The following is a 12545-nucleotide window of genomic DNA, read 5'->3' on the forward strand; positions in this document are numbered from 1 at the left end:
AGATCAGGATGAAATTTTTGGTTGTTGGTGGAGCAGGCTATATCGGCTCGCACATGGTCAAGCAGCTACTGGGTGCAGGTCACGAACTGGTGGTGGCAGACAACTTTTCAACGGGCCATCGCGACGCGTTGATCGGCGGGAAATTGGTCGAACTGGACATAGCCGACGCACAGGCCCTGGACGTCCTTTTCGCGGGACAACACTTCGATGCCGTGTTCCACTTCGCTTCATTCATCCAGGTGGGCGAATCCGTTACGGAACCTGCCAAGTATTATCAAAACAACTTCGCCGCCACTCTGACGCTGCTGCATGCCATGGTGGGTGCGGGGGTTAAGAACTTCATTTTTTCCTCGACCGCCGCCGTCTATGGCGACCCGGTGTATGTACCTATCGACGAAGAGCACCCCAAGGCCGCGATCAACCCTTATGGTCGCAGCAAGTGGATGGTGGAGCAGGTGCTTGAAGATTTCGACCGTGCTTACGGACTCAAATCGGTCTGCCTGCGCTACTTTAACGCCGCCGGAGCAGATCCTGAGGGACAGTTAGGCGAACGCCATGAACCGGAAACCCACCTGCTGCCACTGATCCTTCAAGCGGCCTCTGGGCGACGTACATCAGTCACCGTCTATGGCCGTGATTACGACACGCCTGATGGCACTTGCATTCGCGACTATGTACACGTTGTCGATCTCGTTGCAGCTCACGCGCTTGCCGTGGACTACTTGATGGAAGGTGGAACAAGCACAGCGTTCAACCTCGGAAACGGTCAAGGTTTCTCGGTGCAGCAAGTGATCGACACTGCGCGCTACGTGACCGGCCAGGATATCCGCGTGAGCGACGCGCCTCGCCGCGCCGGCGATCCACCACGCCTGGTGGCTGATTCGCGCAGGGCTAAAGCATTGCTTGGCTGGCAGCCACGATTTGCCTCACTTGAACAGATAGTGACGCACGCCTGGAGCTGGGAGCAAAAGTACCCCTGGAACTAAGCGTCGGCGCTGGCGAGCAACGCCGAACACCTGAGTGAGGGCATCGCTCTAGTAGTAAGAGCGGTTTGGGGGTTCGCCTTTGTTTAGCACCGTGCCAATCAGATTGGCTGTTCCCAGATGATGCAGGCATTCCTCGATTTCTTTCTTGCTGTTCATACCGTTCGCGACCACAAGTAGGACGCAATCGAATTTAGGCAAGACCGTAATTACATCATCCGAACTCAACAACGGCGGCAAGTCAAAAATCACGATGCGTGAGTTGTAGCGCTCACGAAGATCGGAAATCAAATGACTCACCACAGGTGATGACAGTACTTCAGTGGAGAGCGGAATCGGCTCACGTGTCGGCAAGACCACAAAGCGCGGCAAAGTCGGGTTGACTAACACATCTGCCAGCTCAGCTTCACCGGCAAGCAACTCATTGAGTGACGTTTCCATCGAAAGACCGAGGCACGCACCCACCTTCGGACGACGCAAGTCGAAATCCACCAGTAACGCCGTCTTGGTGGTGTGGTGAGCGATACTCATTGCCAGGTTAATAGCCAATACCGTCTTGCCTGCTTCCGGAGTTGGCGAGGTGATAGCGAGCGTACGCCAGCCGTTTTCTTCCATGATGTTCAACACTTGCGTACGCAGTAGATCGAAAGCCCTGCCCATATTCGAATTTTTGTTGTAAGCCACAATCCGGTTGCGCTCAAGGTGCTCTGTCCACAAAGGTACAATCTTGGTGCGTACATAGCTGAGGGCATTAAGTGTTGCAGAATCTCCGTTCGACGTAGTCACGAGACTCGACGATGTAGTTGGCTCGTTTTCATCGCTCGCTGGCTTGATTATTTCCATTGCTATATTCCTTATGCAAACCGGGACAGCGCCTTGTACACGAGTAAATCCAGAGGCATATAAAGGAAATGCACGAGCACCAGGAGGCCCGCGATCAACAGGACTCCACCGAGGAGTATGAGTGCTTGCAATCGCTTGCGGCGCGCAAGTTCCGCCCGAGTATGAATGTAGGGAATGGTACCCAACACGCGTCTGCCCAAGACACTTGCCAGCGCCTCAACACCGCGCACTCGCTGATTCAGCAATTCCAGAAGCATCACCAGAGCGCCAGTGCCCACCGGGGCGAGAACAAAGCCCATTGCGACGACTTTTTTACGGTTGGGCCTTACCGGCTTCTCAGGCATCAACGGCGCCTCAAGAAGAACAAATCGCTCGGCTTTGTTTTCCTGTTCCAGGCTTTCGGAAATTTTCGCCCCCATTTCCTTGGTGCGAATCTCCTCATATTTTTTACGAGCGTTATCATGGTCACGCGTCAGCGTGACTAGCCCCCGCTCGACTTGTGGCGTCTCAAGAATTTGCGCCTCGTAGGCGTCGATTTTGGCGAGTACTTGCTGCTTTTGATCGGCCAGCGACTTGATGCTCGCTTCTGAGGCAGCGACCCGAGCCTGAGCCTTTGCAATATCCAGACTGACCGATGTAACTGCACCATTCCCCGCACCCCGGGCAGCCTCAAGTGCAGCAATTTTGCGTTTGACGGCGCGCACATCGGGGTGGGCTTCCGTATACAGCGACAGTAAGCGGGTGTACTCCGCTTTGAGGCTATCCAAATCCTGCGGTTGACTGGCTGCCGAACCAGACGCCCCGGCTTTGCTGGCTACCCCGGCACTGGCTGCCTTAACTTCCAACTCGTTAAAGCGTAACTCCTCACGGGCAGCCTTATAGTCACGGTCGACCTCTTTAAGCTCGGTTTCGGCGCGCGACAACATGTTCATCCGCAATTCCTGATGCTCAGGTAGCGCGTTGCTATGTGCCTGCTTGAAGTCCGCCAAGCGGTTCTCCAGAATTTCCAGCTCAACCCTTAGCTTGTCCGCTTCTTGCGTCAGGAACTCTGTAGTTTCACTGGCTCGCTCGGTGCGCTGCTTAATATTTTCATCCAGGAAGAGCGTCACCAGCTCGTTGGCAACTTGGGTCGCGACCTCTGGCTGGTTGTGTTCAAAGCCAACGCGAAAAGCAATGGTCACCTCTCCACGCCCCTTGACGGCAGCACTCACCAAGGAAACGGTAATCGCATTGCGCATCTCATCGATTTTCTCCGTAACGCTCAAGCGTCGGATTTCCGAAGAGAAAAGATTGTATTTGTCTATGATCGCTTCCAGATGCTCACGGGTCATCACGCGCTGGCGAATGACTTCGATGCGCTCATCGGCAAAGGTATTGTTGTTCGCCGCCACCAGGTCTGGCGATATCTGCTGAGACTCAACCAGAATCGTGCCGGAGGACTCATAGACAGGAGGGATGGACATCGCCACCAACACACTCAAGCCGAGAATCACCGTGATACACACGCTCACCAACACGGCTCGATGCTTGATTATTCCAATGTAATCGTTGACCGACATTTCGTATTCAGAGGCCATAATTCTCACACAGCTGAATTTAGAGTTCGGGATAACTATAGGTCAGGGTCAACCCGACGACATTAGCACTGGCATTCGGCACGTTGTCTTGCTCGCGTTGTTTGTAGGTATAGGATAGGCGCGCAACCCAAAAAGGCGAGAGCTCTCGACTGACCCAGGTATTAAAATTGCGCAGGGTATTAGGGGTTTGCCCCGTGGTTTTTTGCCATGAGGTATCAATACCTGCACGACTGAGCTCGTCTATGGAGTAACTCCATGTAGCGCGCACATTGTCAGACTCGACAAAGCCGCCATTGCCGCTGGCTATCGTGCTGCGACTGGCGTCAAAGGTTGTGTCAAAACGTTCACCGGCATAGTGCAGATTGAACCCGCCCTGGCCGGTTGGACCGCTGTTCGTACCCGACGTCTCATTGACGCCCACGTACATCCCCCCCTCGAGTCGATCGGAGATCTTGTAGTTAAAACCAGTCGTGGGGGTGTAGCTGTTTGAAGAGGCAATCCCGGAGCCCGACGCCGGTTCATAGCGCCTCATTGAAAAACGCGTGAAGAGTTCGACGCGATCGCTCCAGGCGTAGTTCCAGCTCAATCGATTGGAAAGCTCGTCATAGGGCGTCAGCGTATTGATATCGTATTTGACGTCTGTGTATTCAGTCTCGTTGACCAGGGTACTTCGTTCGCTGAGAGCGGTACGCCAGTTGCCGCCCAACGTATATTGCTTTTGCGTACCATCGGGGGCGACCACGCCGGTTTCTTGAACCTGACTGGAGAGCGTCGAGCTTTCGACATAACTCGCCGTCAGTCCATAGGCGCCCTTTTCGGTCTCTCGCTCCCACCCTAATAGCAAGTTAGGGTCTTCACGGTTTCGAACGACGGCTGTATTAGACGAGTGCACCACATTCAAACCGAGACCAATGTGCAACTGGTCCTGGTCGGACGTTCCCACAATATCGAAATCAGGAGCGATGATCGTACGAGTCACCGACTGCTTTTTGCCAGTGGCAAGCACTGGGTTGCTATCGTATTCGACAGTCGTAGGCAATGCTGTTGTAGTTTGCCAGGTGGCCGCATAGGCAGCCCCCGAACACGGCAATATCAAGATTGCCGCCGCAGCCCCAGTAGTTCGCAGCATAGATAAGCTAAACCCCAATACAGCGCGCAAGATTAAGGCACGACCAATGTATCGCCGACCTGAAGTTTATGGTTGGTGGACATGTCACTCCCGTCAATCAAATCGCTGTAGTGGACGGGCAGCACTTTATTGTCGCGCAGGATCTTAATGCCCTTTTTGTCCGCGAATTTGTCGAGCCCACCCGCCTGACTCAATATTTGCAGTACATCCGTTGGACCCGCCAATTGCAGAGGACCAGGCTTCAGCACTTTGCCTTGCACGTAAACGAGATTGCCTTTGGGGTTTGTGATGACGACGCTTACGATCGGATCGGGTAGGAACTTTTCAAGCTTTTGGGCGATATCCTTTTCGACTGCAGTGGAATCAAGCCCTGCAACCTTGACTCGCCCTACCAGCGGAAAGGTAATACTGCCGTCGGGTAGCACCTGCACTTCCGATTTCAAAGTGTCCTCGCGCCAAACGGAAACACTAAGGACATCACCTGGATTGAGCAGGTAAGCCGCGCTTTTTTCATCGGCATTGGTGACGCTGGGCAAGACCACCAACACGCAGAGCACAGGTAATAACGAACGCAACATCGGCATCCCTCCGAACAAGCAGCAGTATGCAAAGAGTGAATCGAGTTTCACATAAAAATGAAAAGAAAACACTCCTTCCGCCTTTACATAAAAAAAACAATCAAACAGCAATCGCCTCAAGATTTTTGGCGCCCGATTTCCGCTGGCGCACGCCTTCGCAACCAGAAGAAGCGGCAAGCAGGAAATAGGGTAGTGATACAGCTTTCGCGAGCAGGCTCTCTCCCACAGGGGACCTTCCCAGGCCAGACTTCAGTGACATCTGAACGACCTTCTGCCATGGTTCACAGCATTGTCCGATTGCAGTCTGTGATCACAGCAAGCCAACAATGGGGGTCCGTCTCATGAGCAAAGCGTCCTACATTCCTCCCAAGGTCTGGAAAAACAACGCCCCGTCTGGCGGCGAATTCGCCAGCATCAACCGGCCAACCGCCGGGCCGACCCATGACAAGACATTACCGGTCGGCAAGCACCCGTTGCAGCTTTACTCCCTGGCCACGCCCAATGGGGTGAAGGTGACCATCCTGCTGGAGGAGCTGTTGGCGCTGGGACATACCGGCGCGGAATACGACGCCTGGCTGATCCGCATCAACGACGGTGACCAGTTCTCCAGCGGCTTTGTCGAGATCAACCCGAACTCCAAGATCCCGGCATTGCTGGATCACAGCTCGAAGCCGCCGATCCGCGTGTTCGAGTCCGGGTCGATCCTGCTTTACCTCGCGGAAAAATTCGGCGCGTTCCTGCCCACTGATCTGGCCGGGCGCACCGAAACCTTGAATTGGCTGTTCTGGCAAATGGGGGCGGCGCCGTACCTGGGCGGCGGCTTTGGGCATTTCTATGCCTACGCGCCGGAGAAGCTCGAATACCCGATCAACCGCTTCACGATGGAGACCAAGCGTCAGCTGGATGTCCTCGATCGGCGACTGGCCGAAAGCCCCTACCTGGCGGGCGATCATTACACCATCGCCGATATTGCGATCTGGCCCTGGTACGGCCAATTGGTGCGAGACAAGGTGTACTCGGCGGCCGAGTTTCTGTCTGCACACGAATACACCCACGTGCAACGCTGGGCGGAGGAAATCGCCAAGCGCCCTGCGGTCCTGCGCGGACAGCGCGTGAACCGTACCTGGGGTGACGAGGCGAGCCAGGTGCCTGAACGGCATGGGGCTGATGATTTGAACACCTGAGTACCGGTGCGCCGCGGGTTCGATGGCTGACGGTCAAACCGTGTTGCGGCCATCGCGAGCAAGCTCGGCTCCCACGGGGATCTACGCCGGACACAAACTCTGTGCCTGATGAAGATCAAAACTGTAGGAGCCGTGCTTGCTCGCGATTGGGCGTCATGTTGCCTACACAGCTTTCGGAAAAAAGACATGTAGGCAAAGAACTGCCTGACTGCTCTCTTGTATCCATATGGATACATTTGATCAATGAATTATCTTATTCAACAAACTATGATCTTCCGGGCATGGCATGCCTCAATTCGCGACTTGCGGGCAAAATTAGCTATCGCGCGTCGCATTGATCGTGCGTCTGTGGGCAATTTGGGCGATATCAAATCCGTGGGTGATGGGGTTTCCGAAATGCGCGTGGACGTTGGTGCCGGCTATCGGGTCTACTTCACCATGCGAAATAACGTCGTCATTGTGTTGTTGGCGGGAGGTGATAAATCCTCGCAATCTGCTGACATCCGGCGGGCAAAAAAAATGGCGAAGGGGGTTTAAAAATGAGCCAGACTTTGACTACTTTCGATATGGCGGCGCTGCTGGACAGCGACGAAGCTATCAGTGAGTACCTTTCCCAAGTACTTGCCGACGGCGACAACGAGGAGTTTCTTCGTGCTATCGGCTATGTGGTAAAAGCACGTGGAATGACACAAATAGCCAAGGACTCAGGTATGGGGCGCGAAAGCCTGTATAAGGCCTTCGCACCGGGTGCAAAACCTCGTTTTGATACGGTCTTGAAAGTAATTCATGCCCTTGGAATTGATCTCTGCGCGCAGCCGGGTCATTCGGCAAATCACTCGGCTCACTGAGAGCCGTTTTTGGCTAAATTGCCAGTTTCACCACCAACGTAAAACACATCGGCAACTGCGCCACCTGCCGCTCATACCGGTCATACAGTTCCTCCCGATTCGAGTGCGGGTATTCCTTGAAGTGGCTGATCTGCAACCCTGCGTCGAGGGCACCGGTGAAGATGTCCCCCAGGGTGTGGACGAACCAGTAGGACGCCGCGGCCTGCTGTTCAACCTTGCCTTCGTAAACAATCGGCTGATTCTGCACAAACGGTTCGCTACGGAAATACGAACTGTCCAGACGATACGGATCAGCCGATTCGGGGTCGAACATCTCCAGGAACGGATGGGTTTCGTACACCACCAGCGCCCCGCCCGGTTTGAGTGTTTGCGCGACATGCCGCATGAATTCGCCGATGTTCGGCATCCAGTTCAACACACCGATGGTGATCAAGGCCACATCGAAACGCTGATGCAACGAGGTCGGTAACTGATGGATATCGGCTTCGATAAATTCGGGTTGATGGGGTGAGCGCGACGCCAACTCCCGCGCCTGGTCGAGAAACGCTGCCGATTGATCGACACCCACCACGCTGCGGGCACCCAGCGCATACAGCGAGAGACTTTCGCGGCCGTTGTTGCAGCCTAGTTGCACCACGTCCCTGCCATCGACCCCCACCTGTTCCAGCACGCCGATCAACGTCGCATCCAGGCAGGAAAAATCCCTCTGACCCACAGCACTCACCATCTCGTGCCATTCGCGGGTGTCTTTGTGGTGTCGGGCAGAGTCGTTCCACGCCTCACGGTTGCTGGCGATGGCTGTTTCTTTTGTCGGCATTTCCATTGCACGCTCCAGATTCAGGTCTTGATTGACCGGCCCAAGTCTAGATCGGAGCGCTGAAAAAACCTGTTGGAATCTTGTAAACCGGGCATGACGAACGCGTGCCCGTACGACAGCTATAGTTAATGGCCTTGGGGAATTGCGCGAAAACCGAATACACAGGTGTTGCCATGAAAAAAACCGAACTGATGCTGTTCACTGTCTGCCTGACACTGGCGAGCGCCGCCCACGCAGGCGAGACCCTGCCGCTTACCACCGAATACAGCAGTGACTTCAACTATTACGGGGCCGACCAGCCCTTCGCCCACCCCGCTCCACCCTCCGCGATCCTGATACCGCCAGGTTCATATACCTCGACCTCGCCAGGGGAGTTCATACCGATTTCAAACCAGCACGTGTTCCACGATTCACTCTTGCCGACAATTGCCAGTGCCCGAGTTCAGGTGTTCATTCGCACGTACGATGCCGACCTCAACGTGTACATGAACGAGGAAGTCCTGAACCCGAGTTGCACACTCGAATGCCTCAGTCAACAGGGCCCGAGGTTGGAATAAGGCCTACCACTGGCGTTTGTCCGGACGTGCCAGCCCGAGTTTTTCGATCCGGTAACGCAACATGTCGCGGCTCAGACCCAATAGCCGAGCGGACTTGGTGACGTTCCAGTCGGTCTTGTCGAGCATCTTGCGCACCATGTCGCGCTCGACTTCCGGCAGGTTCATCGACTCGGTGCCGCTGTAGACCGGGCGCGGTTCGTGGTGTTGCGGCTCATGCTGATACATCGGCGGGTCGTCCACCAGGCTCAGGCAGACGTTCAACTGGTGCGCGGCGATGGTGTCGCTCTGAGCCAGCAGCACAGTTTGCTCCAGCATATTGCGCAACTCGCGCACGTTGCCCGGCCAGCTGTAGCTGAGCAGCAGTTCTTCGGCCTGATCGCTGAAATGCAGGTTCGGCTTGCCATAGCGTTTGCCGTGGATCGACAGGAAATGCCGGGCCAGCAACAGGATGTCTTCGCCACGGGCATACAGGCGCGGCACCTTGATGGAAATGATCCGCAGCCGGAAGAACAGGTCACGGCGAAACTTGCCCTGCTGGACCATTTGTTCGAGGTTGCAGTTGGTGGCGCTGATCACCCGCAGATCGACTTTGCGCTCCTTCACCGCACCGACCCGCCGAATAGTCCGGTCTTCCAGCAGTTTGAGCAGCTTGGCTTGCAGTATCAGGTCCATTTCACCGACCTCATCGAGAAACAGCGTGCCGCCATCGGCCGCTTCCACCAGGCCGGTCCGGCGGTCCTTGGCGTCGGTGAAGGCGCCCTTCTCGTGGCCGAACAGTTCCGACTCCACGAGGTTGGACGGAATCGATGCGCAGTTGAACTCAATGAACGGGCCTTTGCTGCGCGGGCCGTCGAAGTGCAGTGCCCGCGCCACCAGTTCCTTGCCGGTGCCGGTCTCGCCTTCCACCAGCACCGGCGGCAGGTCGGTGTTGGCCATTCGCCGCTCGGCGTCGAGCAATTGGGCGATGGTGTTCTTCAGGTAGTTCATCGGCGCCGATTCGCCGATCAATGCCTGGACGCCGGACTTCTGCGCCTCACGTTCCTGATAGAACGACAGCGTGCGCTCCATGCGATCCGTGGCCAGCGCCTTGTCGAGCAGCAGCTTGAGCTCGGGCAGCGCCACCGGTTTGGTGACGTAGTGAAAAGCGCCCTCTTTCATCGCCACCACGGCGTCTTCGACATTGCCGTAGCCGGTCATCATGATCACTTTCAGATCCGGCGCGCTGACGCGCAGCTTCTGGATCAGGTCGTGACCACTCATGCCCGGCAACGAGTTGTCGGTCAGCACCACGTCCGGGGCGAACGTACTCAATTGCTCCAGTGCATCTTCAGCAGAGTGGCAGACCGTCACCTCGAAGTCTTTGCGCTCCAGGTAGGTCTGAATATTCTCGGCGAGGATTTCGTCATCCTCGACCAGCAATATGCTGTGCTCCATATTCCCCTCCCGTTGCCACTTTAAAATTGAGACAGACGTGGGTTCCTTCCTGCTCTTGGCTGGTCAGTTCGACCGAGCCTTCGAAACGCTCCATTATTCGTTTGACCAGGGCCAGGCCGACACCTAAACCACCTTGTTTGGTGGTGAAAAACGGCTTGAAGACCATCTGTTGCTGCTGCTTGTTCATGCCTTTTCCGGTGTCCGTGAGGGTCATGCGCACATGGCCCGGTTGTGGCTGTTCGATGTCGACGGTCAAGTGGCCGCCCTTGGGCATGGCTTCCAGGGCGTTGGCAAACAGGCTATTGAGAATTTGTGTGAGCAGCACCTGTTGACTGACGACCGGTGGACAGGATTGAGGCTTGAAATGCACTTGCACGTTCGAACGTTTGATCAGCGCATCGAACGCACTCAGGGTGTCATCAATGGCCAGCACCAGGTCGACCGTTTCGTAGTCGTCATTCATGGGTCGCAATGACACCAGCAATTCCCGTACCCAGCGCGACATACGGTCGACCTGATTGATGATGTCGCCAATGTTCTTCTGCGCACTCTGGCTGGCGATTTCCTGGGCCAGTTCAGCGCTGGAACGAATGTTTGCCAGCGGATTGCGCAAACTGTGCGCCACCGCTGAGGACATCTCACCCAGCGCGACGAAGGTCTCGTTGGTTACCAGTTGCTGTTGCTGACTCTGCAGCAACATCGCGGCCCGGCGCACAATCCAGAACAACCCAAGGTAAATGACCAGGCCGCCCAGCACCGTCGCCAGCCAGATCGCCTTGAAACCACGCTGGATGCGCTCCACCAGGTCCACCGGTTCCTTGTAGATCTCGACCATGGCGATCACTTTGCTTTTGTCGACATTGAACATCGGGATGTAGTTCTCGACGAACAGATACTTGGGCTCGCGTAACAGCATCTGTTCGGGACGCTCCTCATCGATCTGGTGATAGCTGGTCGAGACGAGTTCCTTCATTTCAAAGGACTCGTCCAGTTCTTCATCGCCTTCGACGCGCATGCCGATCATTTGTGGATTGGTCGACCAGACCACCGTGCGATCCAGGGCGTATACCACCGCCAGAAGCGTGTCCGGCAAGTGTTCGACATGATCCAGAAACTCTATGCGGGCCGCGGCACGAGCGCCTGGATCGACATCCGGATAGTTGTTGTCGTCGCGTGGATCGAGCATTTCGCCCATGGTTCTTGTCGGGGTGATGCCCGCGTGGCGAATTTCCGCATCACCGATGGCCTGAATGAATTGCGCGGTCAGCATGGAGTCACGTTCGATGCTCTCATCAACGACAAAACGCGTGGACACATAACCCAAACCCAGCGCCACGGCGGCGATGATCAGAAAGCTGCCCAGGGAAAACCAGCGCAGCAGATTGAACGGTTCCAACCGGTTCTGGCCCTTTGCTGCCGGTGTGGCCGGCGCAGGTATTTTTTGTTGTTCTATTGTCGGCATAGGGTTGTCCTGAATGCTCGTATCAAGCCTGCTCAACCATGTCACGGATCAGTGTAGGTCGCATTGAACGTGCCTGACTGACCCAATGATAGTATTTCGCCGCTATTGCGCCTGCGCCGCTTGCAATGGCTGCTGGCGCTCGGTTTCTTCCTGCAAGAAATCCACAATCGACTGCGCGGATTTCTCATCCAGACGCAGGTTGGGCATCGGTATTTTGTCAAAACGTTCAAACAGCTCCACGGCAATCGGGTCTTTCTCCTTGAGCATGCTGTCCGGCTCGCGAATCCAGCGGTTGAGCCAGGCCGGGTCGCGTTGGCGGGTCACGCCGATCAGGTCCGGGCCAATGCTGCGCATACCGATGCCCTGCCCGTCCATCGGGCCCAGGCTGTGACAGGACGCGCAACGGGTGCGAAACAGTTCTTCGCCATTGCTCGGTGGGCGAATCTCCGGCGCGTTGGCGTAGCTTTCTTCCGCGCTGGCCTTTTTCCAGTTCTGCAACGTGTTGGCCAACTGGTCGGCCAGAATCCACGGGTTCTCGAACGGTGAGGCTTTCATCCAGCGACCGGTACTCTGGTTGCCGACGATCAGGCTCAGGTTGTGGTCCTTGCTGCGTCCGTTGTCGACGCCCTCAATGAACAGCCCAAGTTTCTTGCGCAGGTCAGTGACGTCGGCAAATTCCCCGGTGAGGAATTTCCAGCCCGGCCCGACCTTGAACCGTTGCGCATAGGCCTTGAGCACTTCGGGCGTGTCGCTCAAGGGGTCGATGCTGATGGAGTAGAAAAAGATGTCCTGGCCGACCCGGTCACCGAGCAGCTTTTGCACCTGGCGCAAGCGCGCGGTTTCCAGTGGGCAGGAGTCGCTGCACGAGGTGAAGATGAAGTTGATCACCACCACCTTGTTCTTGATCAGGTCATCGAAGAAATGCACCTGCTGACCGTCCTGGTCGGTCAGCAGGGTGTTGGGAAAATAGTCGCCGCCCCACGGGGTCGCCGACTCCGTCGGCGCCAGCACACCCTCATGGGCCAGCAGCACCTGACTGGCCAACAGACAGACGACCAGTACCAATATCAGGTGCATGCCCAGGGCGCGGGAGCGCGGCGTGTGCACGTTCATGTCGGCTCCCTCGCGGCGTT

General features: G+C 56.1%; 13 protein-coding genes. 5 read left to right on the forward strand and 8 right to left on the reverse strand.

Translation table 11 applies throughout. The features are described 5' to 3' along the window. Positions 1-8 precede the first annotated feature (8 nt). A complete protein-coding gene (gene galE, locus EAH78_RS21275) occupies positions 9-986 on the forward strand; it encodes a UDP-glucose 4-epimerase GalE (RefSeq protein WP_140669293.1) in 978 nt (325 codons plus the stop codon). 48 nt (positions 987-1034) lie between these two features. On the opposite strand, the gene EAH78_RS21280 is transcribed toward galE, so the two are convergent. Genes EAH78_RS21280 through EAH78_RS21295 form a run of 4 tightly spaced genes read right to left on the reverse strand, consistent with a single transcriptional unit; the run spans position 1035 to position 5110 of the window. Then, positions 1035-1826: a CpsD/CapB family tyrosine-protein kinase gene (locus EAH78_RS21280; protein ID WP_140669294.1), complete on the reverse strand. Its 792-nt coding sequence runs from the start codon at positions 1824-1826 to the stop codon at positions 1035-1037. Positions 1827-1837: 11 nt separating this feature from the next. After that, positions 1838-3403: a GumC family protein gene (locus EAH78_RS21285; RefSeq protein WP_140669295.1), complete on the reverse strand. Its 1566-nt coding sequence runs from the start codon at positions 3401-3403 to the stop codon at positions 1838-1840. Positions 3404-3422: 19 nt separating this feature from the next. Next, positions 3423-4532 (reverse strand): hypothetical protein, encoded by a 1110-nt coding sequence (locus EAH78_RS21290; RefSeq protein WP_140669296.1) that lies wholly within the window; start codon positions 4530-4532, stop codon positions 3423-3425. Between the two features lie 32 nt (positions 4533-4564). After that, a complete protein-coding gene (locus EAH78_RS21295) occupies positions 4565-5110 on the reverse strand; it encodes a polysaccharide biosynthesis/export family protein (RefSeq protein ID WP_140669297.1) in 546 nt (181 codons plus the stop codon). A 341-nt stretch (positions 5111-5451) separates the two neighbouring features. Here EAH78_RS21295 and yghU point away from each other — a divergent pair, with 341 nt between their 5' ends. The 3 genes from yghU (at position 5452) to EAH78_RS21310 (ending at position 7142) form a co-directional block, all read left to right on the forward strand. Beyond that, complete coding sequence (gene yghU, locus EAH78_RS21300; protein WP_140669298.1) at positions 5452-6294, forward strand: glutathione-dependent disulfide-bond oxidoreductase; 843 nt, start codon at positions 5452-5454, stop codon at positions 6292-6294. 243 nt (positions 6295-6537) lie between these two features. Beyond that, complete coding sequence (locus EAH78_RS21305; protein ID WP_140669299.1) at positions 6538-6831, forward strand: type II toxin-antitoxin system RelE/ParE family toxin; 294 nt, start codon at positions 6538-6540, stop codon at positions 6829-6831. A gap of 2 nt (positions 6832-6833) precedes the next feature. Continuing rightward, complete coding sequence (locus EAH78_RS21310) at positions 6834-7142, forward strand: addiction module antidote protein (protein WP_140669300.1); 309 nt, start codon at positions 6834-6836, stop codon at positions 7140-7142. A 13-nt stretch (positions 7143-7155) separates the two neighbouring features. Here EAH78_RS21310 and EAH78_RS21315 read toward each other — a convergent pair whose 3' ends face one another. Further along, positions 7156-7965: a class I SAM-dependent methyltransferase gene (locus tag EAH78_RS21315; RefSeq protein ID WP_140669301.1), complete on the reverse strand. Its 810-nt coding sequence runs from the start codon at positions 7963-7965 to the stop codon at positions 7156-7158. A 167-nt stretch (positions 7966-8132) separates the two neighbouring features. Between EAH78_RS21315 and EAH78_RS21320 the strand changes: the two genes are divergently transcribed. Then, a complete protein-coding gene (locus EAH78_RS21320; protein ID WP_140669302.1) occupies positions 8133-8516 on the forward strand; it encodes a hypothetical protein in 384 nt (127 codons plus the stop codon). Positions 8517-8519: 3 nt separating this feature from the next. Here EAH78_RS21320 and EAH78_RS21325 read toward each other — a convergent pair whose 3' ends face one another. The 3 genes from EAH78_RS21325 to EAH78_RS21335 form a co-directional block, all read right to left on the reverse strand. Next, positions 8520-9950 carry a sigma-54-dependent transcriptional regulator gene (locus EAH78_RS21325; RefSeq protein ID WP_140669303.1) on the reverse strand — a complete coding sequence of 477 codons (1431 nt, stop codon included), beginning with the start codon at positions 9948-9950 and terminating at the stop codon, positions 8520-8522. Continuing rightward, the gene (locus EAH78_RS21330) at positions 9919-11412 is read right to left on the reverse strand and encodes a sensor histidine kinase (protein WP_140669304.1); all 1494 of its coding nucleotides are present in this window, start codon (positions 11410-11412) and stop codon (positions 9919-9921) included. Before EAH78_RS21330 ends, EAH78_RS21325 begins: the two co-directional genes overlap by 32 nt. A gap of 102 nt (positions 11413-11514) precedes the next feature. Continuing rightward, positions 11515-12525, reverse strand: a complete 1011-nt coding sequence (locus EAH78_RS21335) for an SCO family protein (protein ID WP_140669305.1) — start codon at positions 12523-12525, stop codon at positions 11515-11517. Positions 12526-12545 lie beyond the last annotated feature (20 nt).

Origin of the sequence: Pseudomonas arsenicoxydans, from assembly GCF_006438915.1 — a bacterium.
Classification (GTDB): Bacteria; Pseudomonadota; Gammaproteobacteria; order Pseudomonadales; family Pseudomonadaceae; genus Aquipseudomonas; species Aquipseudomonas arsenicoxydans_A.

Excerpts from the sequence above, each read along its gene's own strand:
- EAH78_RS21295 (WP_140669297.1), bottom strand. The coding sequence starts at position 5,110 with ATGTTGCGTTCGTTATTACCTGTGCTCTGCGTGTTGGTGGTCTTGCCC.
- EAH78_RS21280 (WP_140669294.1), bottom strand. The coding sequence starts at position 1,826 with ATGGAAATAATCAAGCCAGCGAGCGATGAAAACGAGCCAACTACATCG.
- yghU (WP_140669298.1), top strand. The coding sequence starts at position 5,452 with ATGAGCAAAGCGTCCTACATTCCTCCCAAGGTCTGGAAAAACAACGCC.
- EAH78_RS21325 (WP_140669303.1), bottom strand. The coding sequence starts at position 9,950 with ATGGAGCACAGCATATTGCTGGTCGAGGATGACGAAATCCTCGCCGAG.
- galE (WP_140669293.1), top strand. The coding sequence starts at position 9 with ATGAAATTTTTGGTTGTTGGTGGAGCAGGCTATATCGGCTCGCACATG.
- EAH78_RS21305 (WP_140669299.1), top strand. The coding sequence starts at position 6,538 with ATGAATTATCTTATTCAACAAACTATGATCTTCCGGGCATGGCATGCC.
- EAH78_RS21320 (WP_140669302.1), top strand. The coding sequence starts at position 8,133 with ATGAAAAAAACCGAACTGATGCTGTTCACTGTCTGCCTGACACTGGCG.
- EAH78_RS21315 (WP_140669301.1), bottom strand. The coding sequence starts at position 7,965 with ATGGAAATGCCGACAAAAGAAACAGCCATCGCCAGCAACCGTGAGGCG.
- EAH78_RS21335 (WP_140669305.1), bottom strand. The coding sequence starts at position 12,525 with ATGAACGTGCACACGCCGCGCTCCCGCGCCCTGGGCATGCACCTGATA.
- EAH78_RS21290 (WP_140669296.1), bottom strand. The coding sequence starts at position 4,532 with ATGCTGCGAACTACTGGGGCTGCGGCGGCAATCTTGATATTGCCGTGT.
- EAH78_RS21310 (WP_140669300.1), top strand. The coding sequence starts at position 6,834 with ATGAGCCAGACTTTGACTACTTTCGATATGGCGGCGCTGCTGGACAGC.
- EAH78_RS21330 (WP_140669304.1), bottom strand. The coding sequence starts at position 11,412 with ATGCCGACAATAGAACAACAAAAAATACCTGCGCCGGCCACACCGGCA.
- EAH78_RS21285 (WP_140669295.1), bottom strand. The coding sequence starts at position 3,403 with ATGGCCTCTGAATACGAAATGTCGGTCAACGATTACATTGGAATAATC.